Annotated in this window: 17 protein-coding genes; 7 read left to right on the top strand and 10 right to left on the bottom strand. The window is 50.2% G+C overall.

Going from position 1 to position 18,766, the window contains the following annotated elements:
* Positions 1–623 precede the first annotated feature (623 nt).
* Complete coding sequence (fdhF, locus tag AC6R03_RS12545) at positions 624–4,799, top strand: formate dehydrogenase subunit alpha (RefSeq protein WP_500631997.1); 4,176 nt, start codon at positions 624–626, stop codon at positions 4,797–4,799.
* Between the two features lie 159 nt (positions 4,800–4,958).
* On the top strand, positions 4,959–5,891 hold the full coding sequence (locus AC6R03_RS12540) for an endonuclease/exonuclease/phosphatase family protein (RefSeq protein WP_500628379.1): 933 nt from the start codon (positions 4,959–4,961) through the stop codon (positions 5,889–5,891).
* 74 nt (positions 5,892–5,965) lie between these two features.
* On the opposite strand, the gene yghU is transcribed toward AC6R03_RS12540, so the two are convergent.
* Positions 5,966–6,823 (bottom strand): glutathione-dependent disulfide-bond oxidoreductase, encoded by an 858-nt coding sequence (gene yghU / locus AC6R03_RS12535; RefSeq protein ID WP_500628378.1) that lies wholly within the window; start codon positions 6,821–6,823, stop codon positions 5,966–5,968.
* Between the two features lie 392 nt (positions 6,824–7,215).
* Between yghU and AC6R03_RS12530 the strand changes: the two genes are divergently transcribed.
* Positions 7,216–7,383 carry a hypothetical protein gene (locus AC6R03_RS12530; RefSeq protein ID WP_500631996.1) on the top strand — a complete coding sequence of 56 codons (168 nt, stop codon included), beginning with the start codon at positions 7,216–7,218 and terminating at the stop codon, positions 7,381–7,383.
* Between the two features lie 10 nt (positions 7,384–7,393).
* On the opposite strand, the gene AC6R03_RS12525 is transcribed toward AC6R03_RS12530, so the two are convergent.
* On the bottom strand, positions 7,394–8,053 hold the full coding sequence (locus AC6R03_RS12525) for an HAD family hydrolase (protein ID WP_487901560.1): 660 nt from the start codon (positions 8,051–8,053) through the stop codon (positions 7,394–7,396).
* 203 nt (positions 8,054–8,256) lie between these two features.
* Between AC6R03_RS12525 and AC6R03_RS12520 the strand changes: the two genes are divergently transcribed.
* On the top strand, positions 8,257–8,391 hold the full coding sequence (locus tag AC6R03_RS12520) for an entericidin EcnAB (RefSeq protein ID WP_334551715.1): 135 nt from the start codon (positions 8,257–8,259) through the stop codon (positions 8,389–8,391).
* A 74-nt stretch (positions 8,392–8,465) separates the two neighbouring features.
* Here AC6R03_RS12520 and AC6R03_RS12515 read toward each other — a convergent pair whose 3' ends face one another.
* From AC6R03_RS12515 to AC6R03_RS12505, 3 genes are all read right to left on the bottom strand, one after another.
* A complete protein-coding gene (locus tag AC6R03_RS12515; protein ID WP_500628377.1) occupies positions 8,466–9,080 on the bottom strand; it encodes a glutathione S-transferase family protein in 615 nt (204 codons plus the stop codon).
* Between the two features lie 9 nt (positions 9,081–9,089).
* Positions 9,090–10,121, bottom strand: coding sequence for an NADPH-dependent curcumin/dihydrocurcumin reductase (curA, locus tag AC6R03_RS12510; protein ID WP_500628376.1), 1,032 nt, complete (start codon positions 10,119–10,121; stop codon positions 9,090–9,092).
* Between the two features lie 133 nt (positions 10,122–10,254).
* Complete coding sequence (locus AC6R03_RS12505) at positions 10,255–10,851, bottom strand: TetR/AcrR family transcriptional regulator (RefSeq protein WP_500628375.1); 597 nt, start codon at positions 10,849–10,851, stop codon at positions 10,255–10,257.
* A gap of 82 nt (positions 10,852–10,933) precedes the next feature.
* Between AC6R03_RS12505 and AC6R03_RS12500 the strand changes: the two genes are divergently transcribed.
* Positions 10,934–11,638 (top strand): helix-turn-helix domain-containing protein, encoded by a 705-nt coding sequence (locus AC6R03_RS12500; protein ID WP_487901555.1) that lies wholly within the window; start codon positions 10,934–10,936, stop codon positions 11,636–11,638.
* A gap of 105 nt (positions 11,639–11,743) precedes the next feature.
* Positions 11,744–12,682: a DMT family transporter gene (locus tag AC6R03_RS12495; RefSeq protein ID WP_500628374.1), complete on the top strand. Its 939-nt coding sequence runs from the start codon at positions 11,744–11,746 to the stop codon at positions 12,680–12,682.
* Here AC6R03_RS12495 and yqfB read toward each other — a convergent pair.
* The 3 genes from yqfB to AC6R03_RS12480 form a co-directional block, all read right to left on the bottom strand.
* Positions 12,654–12,986, bottom strand: a complete 333-nt coding sequence (gene yqfB / locus AC6R03_RS12490; protein ID WP_487901553.1) for a N(4)-acetylcytidine aminohydrolase — start codon at positions 12,984–12,986, stop codon at positions 12,654–12,656. The two genes, AC6R03_RS12495 and yqfB, sit on opposite strands and share 29 nt — an antisense overlap.
* Positions 12,983–14,182: a DEAD/DEAH box helicase gene (locus tag AC6R03_RS12485; RefSeq protein ID WP_500628373.1), complete on the bottom strand. Its 1,200-nt coding sequence runs from the start codon at positions 14,180–14,182 to the stop codon at positions 12,983–12,985. The genes yqfB and AC6R03_RS12485 overlap by 4 nt, the downstream gene beginning before the upstream one ends.
* Positions 14,183–14,269: 87 nt before the next feature.
* Positions 14,270–14,743 carry an OsmC family protein gene (locus tag AC6R03_RS12480; RefSeq protein ID WP_500628372.1) on the bottom strand — a complete coding sequence of 158 codons (474 nt, stop codon included), beginning with the start codon at positions 14,741–14,743 and terminating at the stop codon, positions 14,270–14,272.
* A gap of 160 nt (positions 14,744–14,903) precedes the next feature.
* Between AC6R03_RS12480 and AC6R03_RS12475 the strand changes: the two genes are divergently transcribed.
* Positions 14,904–15,467 (top strand): sugar O-acetyltransferase, encoded by a 564-nt coding sequence (locus AC6R03_RS12475; protein ID WP_500631995.1) that lies wholly within the window; start codon positions 14,904–14,906, stop codon positions 15,465–15,467.
* Here AC6R03_RS12475 and AC6R03_RS12470 read toward each other — a convergent pair whose 3' ends face one another.
* Positions 15,468–17,684, bottom strand: coding sequence for a putative bifunctional diguanylate cyclase/phosphodiesterase (locus AC6R03_RS12470; protein WP_500628370.1), 2,217 nt, complete (start codon positions 17,682–17,684; stop codon positions 15,468–15,470). It lies immediately after the preceding gene.
* A 25-nt stretch (positions 17,685–17,709) separates the two neighbouring features.
* The gene (locus AC6R03_RS12465; RefSeq protein ID WP_500628369.1) at positions 17,710–18,669 is read right to left on the bottom strand and encodes a phosphate/phosphite/phosphonate ABC transporter substrate-binding protein; all 960 of its coding nucleotides are present in this window, start codon (positions 18,667–18,669) and stop codon (positions 17,710–17,712) included.
* Between the last annotated feature and the right edge of the window lie 97 nt (positions 18,670–18,766).

Below are 18,766 nucleotides of genomic sequence, written 5' to 3'. Positions count from 1 at the left end.
GGCAAACTGGCGCTTCGACATGAGAAAAATTATTCACCTGTTAATCAAGTGGATAATTATTGCGATGCTTCACAAAATGCGATGTCTCGAGAAAAAGACGAAAAAAAACCGTGCAGTGGGCAAACCGCACGGATCAAAGTATGAAATGAGATAGTTTGGAATGTTTGCCACACGTACAGAGTGTTATTAAACGCCATTTAAAGCGATATTTTCAAAGTCATTACCCCAATAGTAATCACCATAAAAATACCGAAAGAATGGTGTCTCATTAACACCGTTTTTCGTCAATTAAACTCTTGATTCATCGGTGTGACCAACGGTGTCTAAAGTAACATTATTGTTATCTATAATTAAATGTTAAAAACGAAATTATACATTACAAATATGAAAATGACGTGCCACATAATTACCCTTTCTGTTAACAATATGATGCCTAATTTATTTGTATGATTATCGATGGGTGCTGAACAATATCAGAAACTTAGGTGAGCATAGGCTTGACATGAAATCCACTGCGGAAATTCACGTGCTAAAGAGTACGAATGTGTGATCAATCACAGGTTATTAACCATTAATATTGTATGGTTAATAAAGGTGTAATGTCGCAAAGAATGGAGTGCGGTGTGATTGAGATAATCATTGATGGAGCTTATCGAATTGTCGAAACGGACAAAACGTTACTTGAGGTCGCGAACGTCTGCGGCGTTGAGATCCCATCTTTGTGTGGTTTGAACCGTTCAAACGACAAAATCCCATGCGATTTGTGTGTGGTCGAAGTGGAAAGTGGCGGCATGATACGTGCCTGTGAATTGAAGGTCTACTCTGGGCTCAATGTGGTGACTCAGTCTCCTGCGCTTTCAGAGCATCGCCGCCGGGCCTTAAATCGCATCATGGAAGATCACTACGCCGATTGTGAAGCGCCGTGTCAGACCGCGTGTCCCGCTGGGGTCGATATTCAGAGCTATCTCTACCATATTGCGCAAAATGATCATCAAAAAGCGGTCGAAGTGATTAAAAAAACGCTGCCGATGCCATTGTCGATTGGCCGCGTTTGTCCTGCGTTTTGTGAAAGTGAGTGTCGCCGCTCGCTCGTCGATGAGCCGATCGCGATTCGCCAGCTCAAACGCCACGCAGCCGACGCTGATCTGCGTGCCTATCAGGCCTATGTACCGGAGAAAAAAGCCGACAAGCCACAACGTGTCGCGATTGTTGGCAGTGGGCCGGGCGGATTGACAGCGGGCTACTACCTCTCGAATGAAGGCTATCAAGTGGACGTGTTTGAGGCGATGCTACAAGCCGGGGGCTGGCTGCGTTATGGTATCCCTGAGTATCGCTTACCCAAATCGATTCTTGATCAAGAAATAGCTCTGCTGTGTCGCAACGGCATGACGATTCATACCAACAGCAAGTTAGGTGAGGCGAACACACTCAGTGCGCTGAGTGAAGAGTATGACGCCGTTTGTCTTGCGGTTGGCGCGTCCAAAGCGGTCGAAATGCACTACCCGGGAAGCACGTTTGAGAGTTGTTATCTTGGAGTGGATTACCTCAAGGATTACGTTACCGAGCAGCGCTTTACCACCGGGAAAAAAGTGGCGGTGATCGGTGGGGGCAACACCGCGATAGATTGCGCGCGCACTGCGGTGCGAGCTGGCGCCGATACCACACTGATTTATCGTCGTACCCGCGATGAAATGCCTGCCGAAGATTATGAAATCGTGGAAGCGGAACACGAAGGGATCAAGTTCCACTTTTTAACTAACCCAGTGGAAAACCATGCGGACGAGCAAGGGCGCGTACATCAAGTCACCTTTGAGCGCATGGCGCTAGGGACACCCGATGCCTCAGGTCGTCGTCGTCCAGAGCCGACCGGTGAGTATTTCACACAAGCGTTTGATACCGTGATAGCGGCCGTGTCACAAACCCCAGATCTGGATTTCATGCGTCATGAAACACTGGATATTCCTATCACCCGTTGGAATACCGCTGATGTGGATGAGACTACCATGCATCACGGCAGTGGCAACTTGTTCAGTATCGGTGATTTTCGCCGAGGCCCTGCCACTGCCATTGAAGCGGTAGCGGATGGGCGAATTGCCGCGCAAGCCATCGATCGCTTTTTCAATGGCACTATGGCATCACTGCCTGTCAAACCATTTAACGCGCGCAAAGAGCCGTCGCTAAACAAAGTCGACCCTGCTCAGTTTAAGCAGATAGAGCAGGTGAAGCGGATGATCATGCCTGAGCTCAGCGCCGAACAGCGTGAATGCTCGTTTGACGAAGTCGAGCTAGGCTTTGATAACGAGCAAGCCATGGCGGAAGCCGCGCGCTGTCTAGAATGTGGCTGCCAAGCCAACACCGATTGTGCGCTGCGTGACTACGCCACCACTTATCAGGCCGAGCAACACCACCCGCAATCGGTGAAGGTTCAATCCGCAGCCGATTGGCAAGCGGTGCGCGATGAGCGGCATAAATTCTGCGTCGATAGCAGCTCAGAGTTTATTGTTTTTGATGCCAATCGTTGCATCAGTTGCGGTCAATGCATACAAGCGTGTCGTGAGCAAAGCGTTCATGGCGTGCTGAGCTTTATGACCGACGAAAAAGGCCACCCGAAACTTCGCCCCGATTTACGACCTAACTTTGGCCCCAATGGCAGCTTAATGGGCGATTCCGCCTGCGTACAGTGCGGTGCGTGCACGCAAGCGTGTCCGACTGGGGCGATGGTGGATAAGCGCAATAAAGCGCAAGGCCGGGATATTGAATTGAAACAGGTGGATACCATATGCACCTACTGCGGCGTTGGCTGTAAGCTGACGCTGCATGTGGATGAAGCACGCAATCGTATCATGGCGGTGACAGGCGGAGTCTCTCCAGTTAACGAGGGCATGTTGTGCGTCAAAGGTCGCTTTGGTTTTGATTTTATTGGCAGTGACGAGCGTCTCACCACGCCGTTGATTCGTAAAGATGGTTGGTTGCAACCGGCGTCTTGGTCTGAAGCGATTACGCTGATTGCGAACAAGTTCTCTGCCATCAAGCGTGACTTTGGTGCGGATGCGCTGGCCGGTTTCTCCTCTGCGAAAACCACCAATGAAGACAACTACGCGTTTCAGAAATTCATCCGTCGCGAGCTGGGTACCAACAACGTCGATCATTGTGCGCGTTTGTGCCACGCATCCACAGTCACTGGGCTTGAAGCGGCGCTTGGCAGTGGCGCGATGACCAATGATATTCCGAGCATTCAGCATTCTGACATCATCTTTATCATAGGATCCGATACCTCATCTGCGCACCCGATCATCGCTTCGCACATCAAACAAGCGGTGCGTCACCATGGCGCGCGCTTGATTGTCGCCGACCCAAAACGCATCGCCATGGCCGATCACGCTGAGCTCTATCTTGCGCATCGTCCGGGGACCGATGTAATGCTGATTAATGGCGTAATGCAGCAAATCATCAAACACGGTTGGTATGACCGCGACTACATCGAAGAGCGCGTAGACGGTTTTGATACCATGATGCAAGAGGTGATGTCGCCCTCATACGCGTTAGACAACGTGGAGCTGGTCACCGGTGTGAAGGCGGACGATATTTTCGCTATGGCGCGCATGATAGGCACGGCGAAACGCACCGCTGTGTATTACTCAATGGGCATCACTCAGCACACTACCGGTCATGATAACGTTCGTTCCATCGCCAATTTGCAACTCTTGTGCGGCAACATCGGTATTGAAGGCGGCGGTATTAACCCTCTGCGCGGTCAATCCAATGTGCAAGGTGCGTGTGATATGGGCGCGCTGCCCAATAACTACCCGGGCTACCAAAAGGTTTATAACCCCTTGGTGCGAGATAAATTTGCCCTCGCTTGGGATGCGCCCAATCTATCGCTTACGCCCGGATTGACCTTAACAGAAATCATCGATGGCGCGTGCGATCGCAGCGTACGCGGCTTGTATGTGATGGGTGAAAATCCGGTACTGAGCGATCCGGATCAAGCCCACGTGATTGAAGGGCTTGAGAGTCTGGATTTTTTGGTGGTGCAAGACATCTTCCTTACCGAAACCGCGCAGTACGCTGATGTGGTCTTGCCGTCGTGTAGCTTTGCTGAGAAGGCGGGCCACTTTACCAACACTGAGCGCCGAGTGCAGCGCATTACTCCTGCGGTAGCGCCGCCGGGCGAGGCGAAAGAAGATTGGTGGATCATTCAGGAAATCGCCAATGCGATGGGCGGGGAGTGGCGTTATCGTCAGGTCTCGGATATCACCAATGAAATAGCACGAGTCACGCCACAATATGGTGGTTTAAAGTGGGCCAACATCCCGCCTAATGGCGTGCAGTGGCCGAGCAATAAGAATAACCCTGAAGGGACGCGTATCATGCATCAGACGCAGTTTTCGCGTGGCAAAGGGCAAATGGAGGCGATTCCTTTTCGCTATGCCGCAGAGCTACCGGATGAGGAGTTCCCATTGGTGCTGACTACCGGCCGCGTGCTGGAGCAATTTCACACCGGTACCATGACGAGAAAAACCCAAGGGTTGGATAATCTTGCCGGGCCAAGAGCAATGATCAGTGTGCAGGATGCCGAGCGCTTAGGCATTGGCAATGGGCAACGACTGAAAGTCTCCACCAGGCGAGGTGAGATTGAGATCGACGCTTTTGTCACCAAGCGTATGCAGCCTGGGGTAGTGTTTATTCCGTTCCATTTTGTGGAGTCACCGGTCAACCGTTTGACCACCACGGCCAAAGATCCGCACGCTAAGATCCCGGAATTTAAGGTCGCAGCCGTACGCGTGGAGCCGCTTTAGACAATCACGTGGTGTACTTTAGCCGATCTTAACGGCTTAGCCTTGGGCTAAGCCGTTAAAAACTCGGTGAAAACGTCAATCATCGACCATACTTACTCTAATTTGTTACGCGCGATTGGGCTTTGTCTCAAGTGGCGCTAACGTTGAGGGAGAGGTGGAGTGAAGCGTTGGATTCTTTGGGCAATTGTCTATTTCCCAGCCTTGTGCTGGGCAGGGTTATCACTGAAAGAGTCCCTCTGGTGGGTAGAAAATATCGTCGCGTTTCCAGCGCTGTTTATGTTTGGCTATGTACTGCTTGCCCTTGTGTTGGGGCTGGCACGCTGTTATGGTCAAACGCTCGTCTGCCTTGTCCTTGCCGGCGCGTTTGCCTTGATGACACCCAAAGGCAGCCAAGCACTCGTCGCTGATTGCGATACCCCCGTCACCGTCTTGCAATACAATCTCTACTACGAAAACCCAGATATCCATCAGTTCATCAATTACTTATTAGCGCAGCCGGCGGATTTGATTGTTATGCAGGAAGTGGCGCCTGAGATTGGTGAGCAGCTTAAATTGCTCGATGACCGCTATCCGTTTTTCTATGGCGGCCAAGAGGGCATCGGTTATCCGTCGAGCCAAATGATTCTCAGCACTACTCCGTTAACGGACGCCTCTGTGTTTCACACGCCGGATCAGCAGAGCGTGATTCGTGCGGTATGGCATCCACCAAAACAAGATCCCATCACTTTAATGGTGGCGCATCCACCTTCTCCGCGCAGCAAAGAACTCTGGCATCGTCGCAACGCGTTAATTCGAACCATTGAGTCGTTGAATGAGCAATACCCTGATGATGAAGTGCTGATCGTCGGAGACTTTAACCTATCCTCCATCAGCCGACGTTTTGCGCAGCTGTTCCCCACCTTTCAGACCGCGCCGGTGGCCAGTTGGCCTAATTGGGGCGCACAAGTAGCAACGCCTGCATCAACCATGATTGCCATTGATCACCTTTGGCTACAATCGGCGAATGCTGGGCGGCGTTTGTGCCACAGAGAAAGTCTCTCGACACCCAACGGTTCCGATCACAAGTTGGTTCTCACCAAAATTGGCTATTGAGCAAAAAAAACCAAGGCAGTTTTTGCCTTGGTTATGAGCTGAATGGGTTATTCAGTAGAGGAGGTCGAGGGCAATTAAGGTTTCAGTGCGAGCACTTTATCAATGTCTGCCGCGCTGTGGCGTTCAGGCACTTGCTCCCACTCTTCACCCCATGCACGGTTAACGATGCGGCCACGCTGCACCGCTTCTCGCGCTTCAATCTCTTTCGCCCAGCGTTTGACGTGTTGATAACTGTCGACGTCTAAGAACTCTGCGGCATTGTAGGCGTGACCTAACACCAGATTGCCATACCACGGCCAGGTGGCGATGTCGGCGATGCTGTACTCTTCACCACCGAGGTAGGTGTGCTTCGCCAGTTCTTTGTCGAGTACATCGAGCTGACGCTTGGCTTCCATCGCAAATCGGTTGATCGGGTACTCGAATTTCTCTGGTGCATACGCATAGAAGTGACCGAAGCCGCCGCCCAGATAAGGCGCAGAGCCTTGCAGCCAAAATAGCCAGTTCATCACTTGGGTTCGCGCCGCATGATCTTTAGGTAGGAAATGACCAAACTTCTCCGCAAGGTAAAGCAGGATGTGGCCAGATTCAAAGACGTTGATGGGCGTTTCACCAGAACGGTCCACTAAGGCCGGGATTTTTGAGTTTGGGTTGATTTCGACAAAGCCAGAACCAAACTGATCACCGTCACCAATTTTGATCAAGTAAGCGTCGTACTCCGCCTCTTTCACACCGAGTGCAAGCAGTTCTTCGAGTAAGATGGTGACCTTTTGTCCGTTTGGCGTCGCCAGAGAATGCAGTTGTAGCGGATGCTCGCCAACGGGTAGGGCTTTTTCGTGGCGCGCGCCTGAGTCTGGTCGGTTGATGCTGGCCCATTGTCCGCCGTTGCCTTCTTCCATTGTCCAAACTTTAGGTGGTACGTATTGGTTAGTCATTCTAATTCCTTATCCAACGTTGCTTTTTGCCCTAACATCATAGGGCATACTTCACACGTTGGGGTGGCAAGAGAGAATTAAAAGGCTCTTGGAGCAGTTTGATAGAACCTTGAGTTATGACACAGAGTGCTTTGGCATATCGGCGGATGCGTTAGGCGAGATAATCAGTAATAGGGACGACGATACTCGTCAGAGGCAGGGCACTATCTTGAGCACATTTCAGCCTTCTTATTTGCAAGCGATCGGTGCTGCGCTTTCAAACAGGATCACAAAATCCGATCATTTTACACAGCAGATAGGAAATTCAATGGAGCAAAAAGAGGGAACTGCTACAGTGAAACTGCGGTCAAATCGAACAACTGTTTGACCACAGTTAGCTAGGGAGTCATACCATGGATGAGATGATTAGAAAGGCGCGCCAAAAGCGTCGTAAACACCAGCAGCAAGTTAAACCATTGAAATTGCAACAGAAAAAGTACAGTGAACTGATTTTGGTCGATTTCGATGAACCCTCGGCGTCGCATATTAACCGCCGCGCCGAGAGCAAAATCTATTCATAGTGCCTAGGTGTTAGGCCACCATTGTTTCCGTTTTCAGGCGCGCCAGCGCATCCGATAACGAAGACTCGACGTAGTGGCCTAATGCCAATACTTCCTCACAAGGCGCGACCAAATCAGGGATCTGAAACGTCGTCATATTGGCAGCCATGGAGCTGCGCACACCATTGTTCGAATCCTCAAACGCCACACATTGCGCGGCCTCAACGCCGAGCCTTTGAGCGGCGAGTAAATAAATCTCTGGGTCAGGTTTGCCTTGGGTCACTTCACAGCCGCACGTTAGAGAATCAAAGTATTGATCCAATCCCGCCAGTTTTAATTTCACCGTGGCAACCTCTCGTTGTGATGAGGTGGCAACAGCGGTTGGGATCTTGTTCGCCTTTAACCACTTCAGCAGATCAAGCACGCCTTCTTTGACCGGAATGGCTTGATGATTAACGATGGCTTTGTAGTTTTTACGCCATTCTGCATCGAGCTTATCGAGATCGTCGTGGTACACCTTACGAAATGTCTTATCAATGCTGACCGCGTTTTGGCCAATGATGGAGAGGTAGACATCGGGGTAGAACGGAAGGTTAACGTTGGCGCAGGCTTGTTCAAACACCTGCATACAGAGGCGCTCGGTATCGAGTAATAGGCCATCCATATCAAAAATTGCGGCTTGGAAATTCATAGTAGGGCGTTCATTGTGTGACGTTGAAAGCGGTCATTCTGACATAGATGAACGGCTCCGTCCAAGTGGCATAAATTGAATATTTGCTTGCGATAAGCTTCGGTCAGAAGTGTGACAAAAAGGGCGATTTAGCCCTTTTTTGCCATCCATAACTTGGTTAATCTACTTTGTCGAAACGAACGCGGAATTGTAAAGGATTAACGATGAAACTCTCTGCCATGATTGCAACCCTTGTCTTACTTCTCGCCGGTTGTTCCAACACCTGGGAAGGAGTGAAAGAAGACTCCTCCAAAGTATGGAAGGACACCAAAGAAGCGATTCACGAAGCGACAGAATAACCAAAGAAAACGCCGCCCTTTTAGTGACTAAAAAGGGCGGCGTTTTGATATCTAACGGTGCTAACGCCTACGGTTTAACCATATTGCGCTTCTAACTGCTCCGCTTTATTGAACTTGTCGTGAGTCGCAAGTTGCTTGGCGTAGGTAGCGATATGAGGGTAGCGCTCCAGTAGTCCGAACTTGGTTAAGATTTCCACGATGAAAGACATCATGATATCCGCACCGGTGAGGGTGTCGGCGACCAAGTAACGTTTACCTTCTAAACGTTGATTGACGTAACTCATCACCTTATCTAACTCAAGATCGGCGTAGCCGGCAAGGAAGTTGGTCTGCGCGCCATCTTTGGCGACAAACATCTTCAGTAGCAAGGGCAGCGCCGCTGAGCTTTCAGCGAAATGCAGCCATTGCAGGTAATCGACATAGTCATCGCTATCTGCTTTAGGTGCGAGATGTGGCCCGTAACGTTGGATTAGGTACTCTGTAATGGCCCCAGATTCAGCGATCACCACTCCTTTGTCTTCAATGACGGGCGATTTACCCAAAGGGTGAACACTTTTGAGTTCAGGTGGCGCGAGAAACGTGACGTTATCACGTTGATAAGGCGCGATTTTATACTCAAGATTCAGCTCTTCTAGTAGCCAAATGATGCGCTTAGAGCGCGATTGGTTTAGGTGGTGCAGCGTAATCATGACGACTCCTTATACCGGCTCGTTGGTTTTAACGACCAGCTTACCGAAGTTTTTCCCTTCGAGCAGGCCAATAAAGGCATCAGGCGCGTTGTCTAGCCCTTCCACCATGTGCTCTTTGTAGTGAATCTTACCTTCTGCCAGCCAACGATTCATATCTTGAGCGAACTCACCATAACGGTGACCGTAGTCATCAAAAATGATGAAGCCTTGCATCTTGATGCGTTTAACGAGCAATTGCCCCATCAACATTGACAGGCGATCTGGCCCTTGTGGCAAAGAGGTCGCGTTGTACTGTGAGATAAGGCCACACAATGGTACGCGCGCGCCAGTGTTGAGCAATGGCATAACAGCGTCAAACACTTTACCGCCAACGTTTTCAAAGTAGATATCAATGCCTTTTGAACAATGCGTGGCGAGTTGATCAGCGAAGTCGTCCGCTTTATGGTCGATGCACGCATCAAAGCCAAGCTGCTCTACCGCATAACGGCATTTTTCTTCTCCGCCGGCTACACCGACAACGTAACAACCTTTCAATTTACCGATTTGGCCAACCATAGAACCGACCGCGCCAGTGGCGGCAGCCACGACCAGCGTGTCGCCTTCTTTGGGGGCTCCAATATCAAGTAGGCCCATGTAAGCGGTAAAGCCAGGCATGCCCATTACGCCGAGCGCATAGGAAGGGTGCGCCGGGTTTTGGCCCATGTTGATTAGGCCTTCGCCATTTGACAGTGCGTAATCTTGCCATCCGCTGTAGGCCAGCACCCAATCACCGTTTTTAAACTGATCGTGGCGAGATTCGATGACCTGACACACGGTACCTGCGACCATGGTGTCACCGATAGCAACCGGGTCTGCGTAGGATTTTGCATCACTCATCCGCCCGCGCATGTACGGGTCAAGGGAGAGATAAACACTGCGCAACAGGACTTCGCCCTCTGCTGGGCTTGGAATGTCCGTTGTCTCTAGACGAAAATTATCCGCAGTGGGGGCGCCATTGGGGCGAGATGCAAGCACTACGCGTCGGTTAATGGAATCTGACATGATGTTCTCCTGTGTAGACATGACATAAAGTACGTCTTAGTTATGTTATTAGACCAGTCGTCTAGTTGTGTGGCCAAAAAATCCCGCTACCAGCATAGTCGATAACGGGGGAGCAAAGTGTGATGAGCCAGCGCTACTTGACGGCTGGAACACCTAGCAAGGCTTTGGAGCTAAGTAAACACAGCTCAAGATGGGTTTCATCTTGAACAAGTTTGTTGAGCAAACTCGCACCTAACCATTGTTGATATAACTGTGTGGCCGTGGCATGTGCGTTGACTACCTGGACCGAGCCATCGTCAATGCCCACTTCAATACAGCGAGCAAGGCTTTCTATCACCATTTCTGCGCCTTTGGCGAGCGATTGACGCATCGGCTCGGATAAATCGGCGACTTCAGCACTCAACTTGACCACAAGACAGCGGTTCGCATTGCAGGTGCCTGAATCTTTCTCCAGCCAGCGAGAGAAATAGTGAACGAGTCGTTCAAAACCGTTCAGATCGGTCTGAGTCAATATCGCGTTGCTGCGCGCCATGTACTCACGAATGTATTCGCTAATTAGCGCCTCGCCAAACTGCTCTTTCGATTTGAAATAGTGATAAAAAGAGCCTTTCGGCACTTGGGCGGTGCTCAGCAGTTCAGACAACCCCACGGCGGTAAAGCCCTTATTGACCACCAACTGATAACCAATATTGAGAATGTGCTGACGAGTATCTTGTGTTTTTGCGTTCATGGCCGCTACTATAGTGTAAAAATAGACCAGTCGTCTAGTGCGTCAATCAATGAGCTGCTCTTGCAGTGGGACAAGGAACAGTATGGACATCAGTGTTCGCTCATACACCAAACAAAAACGCGGTCATTGGCACACTTATCATCAATTGGTTCTGCCGCTAAGCGGAGCGATTGATATTGAGCTTGAAGACTATCGTGGAAAGGTTTCGCCGGGAGAGTGTGTGGTGGTGAAGAAAACACTTGAGCACATCTTCCGAGCCGATGAAGCCGCCCGTTTTTTAGTCGTGGATAGCGACACGTTGCCAGAGCCCTTACTGACTGCCAAGATGCCGGTGTTCTCAATCTCGACACCACTTCAGCACTACATTGAGTTTCTCGCAGCGCAACTGGAGCAGTCTGTTGATACGCCTTTGGAAAGTCAAGCATTTGAACTGTTTACATCGCTGCTAGCACGACAAGAAATGCAGCGCAGTGGTGATGCCCGAATTCAGAGGGTAAAAGCGCACATCAGTGCTCATATCGATGCGCCGATGGGCATTGAATCTCTCAGTCGAATCGCCTGTTTGAGTGCGACACAATTTAAATCGCAATTCAAAAAGCACACCGGACAAACCGTTCACGCGTATATTACGGCAGAGCGTATGTCACGAGCTCATGCACTATTGACTCACACCGACTTAAGTATTGCTCGAATTGCAGAGCAGTGTGGTTATCAAGACGCGTCGGCATTCTCGCGGCGATTTCAGGTGCACTTTTCACTGTCACCGAAGCAAGTACGTCATCTCTAACAGCGCCATAATCATCAGAATAACCGAATAAACCGTCCTTTCTGCACATTGGATATCTTAGGCTTGCCGTAAGCTAAATGGAGTATTTCTGGCTTGGATTAGGCAATGTCTGCTCACGTTTCTTCTTCACAATGGCAATCTATTGGTGCCATCCTATTCGCTTCCTTACTTTGGGGAACCACTGGCAGCGCTGCGGCGCTCGCTCCGACCATTCACCCGTTAGCGATCGGTGCCTTTGCGATGGGATTGGGGGGATTACTTTTGGCGTTTATCGCTGTTCCCGCACTCATAAAAGACCTGGCAATTTTGCGCCAACATGTTCGTACGCTGATTTTGGGCGCGTTGGCTTTAACCTTGTACCCGCTGGCGTTTTATACCTCGATGCGGTGGTCAGGTGTTGCGATAGGGACGGTGGTTTCTATTGCCACTGCGCCACTGTTTACCGTCTGTTTTGAGCGTCTTTTTGGCACGGTTAAAGCGCTATCGACACAATGGCTAATCAGTTTCGCTTTTGGGGCGATTGGGGTCATGCTGTTAACCCTAACCAAAGGTGATGGCGTGAACACCTTGGACAATGGGCGTTTTACATTCGGTGTTGTGTTGGGGTTAGTGGCAGCGGCGAGTTATGCCGGTTATTCACTGGCAGCAAAGCAGCTTATTACTTTAGGTGTACGATCCCAAAGTGCGATGGGGGCGATTTTCGGCCTTGGTGCATGTTTGTTGCTGCCTACACTATTTTGGACGGGAAGTGCCCTATTTGCATCAGCAATCAACAGCGCTGTCTCTCTATATATGGCTGTGATCCCGATGTTTGTCGGCTACCTGCTGTTTGGTTTTGGATTGCGCAGGGTCGAAGTGCGCACGGCGACACTACTAACTCTGTTTGAGCCTTTGGTGGCAGCACTGCTGGCAGTGATATTTCTAGGTGAGAGGCTCAGCATTCAAGGCTGGGTTGGACTGGGGTTGATCAGTGCGTGCCTACTGATTCAGACACGCACTGGGCGAGTGAAAAAGGCTATGCCACTCGCTCAAAACGAATCATAAACAGTTGATCCAGATCGGGGTAGATGTCACGAATCAAGGTTTTCAGCTCAGGCAACGGGAGGTGCTCTTGCTCTGCGTGAAATTCGTTGATGTCGTCGTAGCGCAGTGGCTCCACAGAAAGAATGCGAATGGTGCAAACGCTCTGCTGCGTCTCGAGTGTCAACACCTCGACTTCAGTGCCAGGCACATAATGGGACTCAGCTTCATCTCGAATCGTGATGGTCTTTTTCCCTTGTGCCACCAGTGGTGTCAAGAATTCGAAAAACGTCATCTTAGTCGGATGACTGATGTCAGGGTGACTCATGACTCTTCCTTAGGTTGACGTTTATGTTTCGGCACATAGTTGAGGATCGAAATCGGCACCGGCTTGCGCGGCTCAAAGCCTTCCACTTCACGGCGTTCAATCAAGTGGCCTAAGCGGCTCTCAATCATGCACAGGTTCTTAAAGTTGTCTTTAGAGACAAACGAGATCGCCTCACCTTGGGCATCGGCGCGACCGGTTCGTCCTATGCGATGGACGTACTCATCGGCAGGGAAAGGCAGGTCGTAGTTAATCACCCGTGTCAGCCCTTCAATATCGATCCCGCGTGCGCCCACGCCAGTGGCGATCATGTAACGGATTTTACCGGCTTTGAAATCCGCTAATAGCTGTTTTCTTATCGCTTGACTACGACCACTATGAAACGCTTCAGCGTCAATGCCACGTTTGGCCAACTGATCGGCGAGTTTAGCCGCGCCATGTTTGGTCTCAATAAAAATCAGCGCTTGGTCCCAGTCGTTCTCTTTGATGAGATGGCTCAACAGGGCCGATTTTTTATCTTTATCAACGGTAATCAGCCACTGCTCAATGTTCTTTTTCGATGCCTGATTGGCGGCAATACTGATTTCATACGGATCGTGAACCGCCGTCTTGGCAAGCTCTCGGACCTTGTTGGATAGGGTCGCTGAAAACAAGAGATGCTGAATATCGGTTGGCAGTCGGTCGAGAATTTTGTTCAGATCGTCAATAAAACCCATGTCTAACATGCGATCCGCTTCATCCAGCACCAACACTTCGACCTCTTCAAAATAGGCGGCGCGCTGGCCGTATAAATCGAGTAGGCGCCCCGGTGTTGCCACCACAATGTCAACGCCTTCGATCAACGTCTGCTTTTGCGCTTTATCATCCACACCACCAAACAGGGCGACAGAGGTGAGCGGCATGTGGCGACTGTAGTGGCGGATTTTTTCATCAATCTGCTCGGCCAACTCGCGGGTTGGCGCCAGAATTAACGCACGAAAACGTTTTTTACGCTGAGTCTCTCCTTGGGCGAGTCGCTCCAAAATTGGCCAGACAAAACTGGCGGTTTTACCTGTACCGGTCTGAGCCGCGGCGATTAAATCATCGCCACGTAAAATGACAGGGACAGCTTTGGTTTGAATTTGGGTCGGTTTACTGTAGCCCAGTTCGTCGATTGCACGAACCAACGGCTCGCTGAGGCCAAGGTGAGAAAACGCCATGATGATACTCTGTAGTTGTGGGTGGCTACCGCACAGGGCAACCTAAATGCTGAGGCGGATTGTAACATGAATCCGCCACGAGACGACCTATTCGGCCGTGTCGATGTGAGTGATAATCTCGGTGGTGACGGAGTTGGCGATAAAGCAATGTTGGTGCGCTAAGTGGTGCAATTTTTCCAGCTGTTGACGTGTGGGCCGTTTCTCACCGGAGAAGATCACACGAGGAGAGAGAATTACTTGCGTCACTGAGCTATAGCCTTGGCTGTTTTCCTCCAGTTTTCCCACCGCGTCATCGTGGTAATGGTCGACGACGAAACGCTGTTTGGCCGCAATGCCAAGAAACGTCAGCATATGACAACTGGAAATAGCGGCAATAAAGGCCTCTTCAGGATCGACGTTGGCTTCTGTCGAATAAGGTAAAGGGACAACGTGAGGTGAGGAGGACGCGTCAATCACAGCGCCGCCATCAAAATGCCATTGATGACTGCGATGATACTGATTGTCACTAAATGGTTCATCGGGTGCTCTTTGCCATTCCACCGTAGCGATATGCTTAGCCATTGGGTCTCTCATCCATGTGGGTGAATCTTGCTGTTAGGTTAACAGAGTTTCTTTGTTGAATCAGAGCGATATATATCACACCTCGTTGGTTGTGTTATGCAGCGAAACAGTAACCCGCGTAAAGTGACAGCAAATCACCGACTTTTGGCTAGGAGTCATCATGAACAAAACCGAAAAACAAAAAATGCTCGCTGGTGAGCCGTACAATGCGTGGGACGAGACACTCTACCAAGAGCGCATCCGTTGTAGAGAGCACTTACTCAAGCTCAACAACACGATTCCCAACAGCCCAGAATGGCGCGAGGCGATCGACAGCTTGCTGCCTGATGCGGGAGAGGCCTATTTAGAGCCGCCGTTTCGTTGTGATTACGGCAGTAATATTCATGTGGGTAAGAACTTCTACGCTAACTTTAACTGCGTGATTTTGGATGTGGCGCCGGTGTACATTGGCGATAACGTGTTGCTCGCTCCCAATGTTCAGCTTTACACTGCAGGCCACCCGTTGGATGTCAAAGGGCGTGTCGAAGAGGGCGTTGAGTTTGGTACCACAATTACCATTGGTGATAACGTCTGGCTAGGCGGTGGTGTGATTGTTTGCCCAGGAGTGACCATTGGTCATAACACGGTTATCGGGGCGGGCAGTGTTGTGACGAAAGATGTTCCGGCGAATGTGGTTGCCGCAGGTAACCTGTGCCGCGTGATTCGCGAGATTGAGCAGCGCTAGTTAGCCATGATCTCGAAGCGTCGGGGGAACCACGGAGAGCGTGGCGCTCTTGCCGGCGCTCATTTCTTCCGCTTGTTGGTAGAGAATGCGGCTGATGGCCTCGGCGTAAACAGGTTTCGAATAAAGATACCCTTGGCCGAGTTCACATTGCTCGCTCAGTAAGTAGCGTGCTTGCTGCGCGGTTTCGATGCCTTCAGCCACCACTTTGATATTCATCTGCTGAGCCATTGAAATCACGGCCGAGCACAATGCGCGATCATTCTCATCCTCTTCAATATCAGACACAAAGCTACGGTCGATTTTCAAACCATCGACGTTGAACTCTCTCAGATAGGCGAGCGACGCGTAACCTGTCCCAAAGTCATCCAACCATACTTCAATACCCAATTGACGGATTTTATCCAGCGTTGTTTTGGCTTTATCCATATCCAGCATCAAGGCGGTTTCCGTTACCTCGACGTGCAGATGCGAGGCGTGAAGCTGATGTTTGTCGACCAGTTCCGCTAGACGTGCGGCAATGTCTTGGTTATAAATCTGTTTGGCAGAGAGGTTGATTGCAACATGAAAATCATCCGTGTGGGGTAACTGATGCCACTTGTTCAGTGCCAGACACACTTCTTCCATAATCCACTGTCCGAGGGGTAGAATCAGCCCAGTGGATTCTGCGACGGGGATAAACTCGCTTGGCGCGATTAACCCTCTGGCTGGGTGATTCCAGCGAATCAGCGCTTCAACGCCGATGACTCGACCTGTTTGCATATTCACTTTCGGCTGGTAGTGGATTTCAAACTGAGAAAAGTCGATGATTGCCGCCCGCAACTCTCGTTCAATCACGCCGCGATTGAGTACTTGATATTCCATCTCTGCGGTGAAATGGCAGTAACGCCCTTTGCCTTGCGTTTTGGCGGCGTACATCGCGATGTCGGCGTTTTTGACCAGCTCCTCGGCACTTTGGCCGTTGGCAGGGAAGAGGGCAATACCAACACTTGCGCCAACGACCACGGATTCGTTGACCCCTTGGAGTAATATCGGTTCTTCAAACAGGTGTACCAGGCGCTGCGCGATGTCACCGGCTGCGTGTTGATCAATGTGAGGAATACAGAGTAAAAACTCGTCCCCGCCGACGCGGGCAATTAGGCTATTTTCTTTGGCGTGACGACTGAGTAGATTCGCGACAAAATCACTGTGACGTAAGTTCTCGCTGATTTTACTTGCGACGCTGCATAATAACTCATCGCCGGCTTGATGACCTAAGTTGTCATTGATGCGTTTGAATTCATCCAAGTCGAGGAAAAGAATCGCGAACGTCAGGGGCTTCACGCGGTGCTGCTCCAATAATCCCTCTAAAAAGCCCAAAAACTGGGTGCGATTGGGTAGTTTTGTCAGTGGGTCGTTGTAAGCTAAAAATTGAATGGCATCACTGCGTTCTTTGAGGTTATTGTCCATTTCATTAAAGGCTTTGGCTAGCTCACCAAGCTCATCACCACGCTCAATGTTATTCAGATTTTGATAGTGACCCCGACTGATACGCTGAGAGTGACGCACCAGTTTTGTGATGGGTTTGATTAAGGTGTTGGCCATGACAATTGAAATCACAAAACTGACGAGACACATCACCGCTGTGACCACCACAATTAAAAAGGTGCTATGCTCTGTGCTGGCTTGGTTAATTTGTTGAATGATCGCTTGGTTTTCAGCGATGTCACGCTGTATCGCGATCAATGAGTACACCATCATCACACCGCCAAGCAGCTCCTGATTGAGAATCAGTGGGCGGGCGATAATAAGTCTATTCCCTTCATGGTGCAGATACTCCATCTGTTTGCCGAGTGTCGTTTGTTCGACATTGGTATCATTCAGGGGCATGCCATAGGCATCCCCTTCACGGCTGCCTCTGTGAATGACGGTACCATTGAAATCATACACCTTGACTTCGAGCGTAGAGACGTTTTGCAGCGTCGGTTCCAAAATCCGCTCAATCCCATCCAAATCGTAAAAGTACATAGGGTTAAGCAGCGCTTCAGTGAGATAGCTCATCGTTTGTTCGGCTTGGCTTTTCGCATAGCCGATAAAACGCTGCGCCATGTGCTGTCCGTTTTCTTCTAGTACCTTGGCATTGTAATGGCTGTTGATAAGCCATTGAGAGAGTGCAAAGCTCCCTAGCGTGAGTATCACGGCGAGCATATTACCAACGACCAGTTTACTTTTGAGTTTCATCCTATTGCCCCTTGATGCTGCTTATTTAGCGGCCTAGATATTGGTTAACGAGGGCTTTCTGTTGCAGAGACCAGACGATGCTCTGTTCTATATCGTCGGTAATAGGATCAAACTTTGCTGTCTCCTTGTATTTTTTGAGTGGCAGCGCGGCGTTCGGGTCTTGGTCTGCCAAGAATAGGACTTGGCTTATCGCGTGTTTGAGAACAGGATCCATGTCAGGTCGAACGAGCATAAACGCACGCGGCACAGAGGGGCTCGTGTAGATAACGCGCAGCTGTTCTTTGATTGGTGCCGGAATTTCTTTCTCCCAGTCGATATCACTGAACGCCGCAGCGGATACGACTTTACGATGTACCCAACTCATCATATTGGACTCACCCCCCGCAGATGAGAACTCATCGGAAAAGAAGTAGCCAATTTTATCTGCAGGTGGCAGATCGCGGGGTGAAGTCACTTCATGCAGCGGATAGCCTTGTTCTATGAGCGCAGAGACAGGAAGTAGAAACGCGCTGGTGGAGTTACGATCCTCAAAGACGATTACTTTGCCCACCAAATCATCCAAGGTATGGATGTCAGAGTCTTGATGAACGAAGAAAAGTGAGGCGTAGTTGGCTACGCCGTTTTTCCAGCGCCGCGCAATCATCTCAGCATGGCTGTACTTGATAAGATCGTCCGAGGCATACACCGTCTCTGACACGATATCTACTTGGCCACTTTTGACCCAATTGGCCAGCTGAAGGTTAGTTTTGGCCACCACAACTTTGGCTTGTACAATACCATGTTGATGGAGATTCGCCGCTAAGTAATCGGCAAAGGGCTGCGCACGTTTAAAAGCTTTCTTCGGGTTGGAGCTAAGCGTGCCAAGAATAAGGGTTTGCTCGCGCGTAATCTCAGGTGATTCGCTCGCGAATACGCGAGGTAAACTCAACAGCAACGCGATGGACAAGGCGGTAACAGCAATGTGAACCCAGTGGCGTGGTGTCATAACTCTCCCCTTATTTGAAGAAGATACACGTCACTGTCTGCGCAGTGTTTTAAACAAATGAACAACTGACTTAATAAATTAAGTCTAGTGTGACTCG

It is taken from the genome of Vibrio sp. R10-SG-ISO4 (genome assembly GCF_059834135.1).
This window is presented reverse-complemented; position numbering and strand designations above follow the sequence as displayed.

Coding starts and splice junctions, on each gene's coding strand:
- AC6R03_RS12470 (WP_500628370.1), bottom strand. CDS start 17,684: ATGAAACTCAAAAGTAAACTGGTCGTTGGTAATATGCTCGCCGTGATA.
- AC6R03_RS12485 (WP_500628373.1), bottom strand. CDS start 14,182: ATGGCGTTTTCTCACCTTGGCCTCAGCGAGCCGTTGGTTCGTGCAATC.
- AC6R03_RS12480 (WP_500628372.1), bottom strand. CDS start 14,743: ATGGCTAAGCATATCGCTACGGTGGAATGGCAAAGAGCACCCGATGAA.
- AC6R03_RS12500 (WP_487901555.1), top strand. CDS start 10,934: ATGGACATCAGTGTTCGCTCATACACCAAACAAAAACGCGGTCATTGG.
- AC6R03_RS12520 (WP_334551715.1), top strand. CDS start 8,257: ATGAAACTCTCTGCCATGATTGCAACCCTTGTCTTACTTCTCGCCGGT.
- AC6R03_RS12475 (WP_500631995.1), top strand. CDS start 14,904: ATGAACAAAACCGAAAAACAAAAAATGCTCGCTGGTGAGCCGTACAAT.
- yghU (WP_500628378.1), bottom strand. CDS start 6,823: ATGACTAACCAATACGTACCACCTAAAGTTTGGACAATGGAAGAAGGC.
- AC6R03_RS12495 (WP_500628374.1), top strand. CDS start 11,744: ATGTCTGCTCACGTTTCTTCTTCACAATGGCAATCTATTGGTGCCATC.
- curA (WP_500628376.1), bottom strand. CDS start 10,121: ATGTCAGATTCCATTAACCGACGCGTAGTGCTTGCATCTCGCCCCAAT.
- AC6R03_RS12525 (WP_487901560.1), bottom strand. CDS start 8,053: ATGAATTTCCAAGCCGCAATTTTTGATATGGATGGCCTATTACTCGAT.
- yqfB (WP_487901553.1), bottom strand. CDS start 12,986: ATGAGTCACCCTGACATCAGTCATCCGACTAAGATGACGTTTTTCGAA.
- AC6R03_RS12505 (WP_500628375.1), bottom strand. CDS start 10,851: ATGAACGCAAAAACACAAGATACTCGTCAGCACATTCTCAATATTGGT.
- AC6R03_RS12515 (WP_500628377.1), bottom strand. CDS start 9,080: ATGATTACGCTGCACCACCTAAACCAATCGCGCTCTAAGCGCATCATT.
- AC6R03_RS12465 (WP_500628369.1), bottom strand. CDS start 18,669: ATGACACCACGCCACTGGGTTCACATTGCTGTTACCGCCTTGTCCATC.
- AC6R03_RS12530 (WP_500631996.1), top strand. CDS start 7,216: ATGGATGAGATGATTAGAAAGGCGCGCCAAAAGCGTCGTAAACACCAG.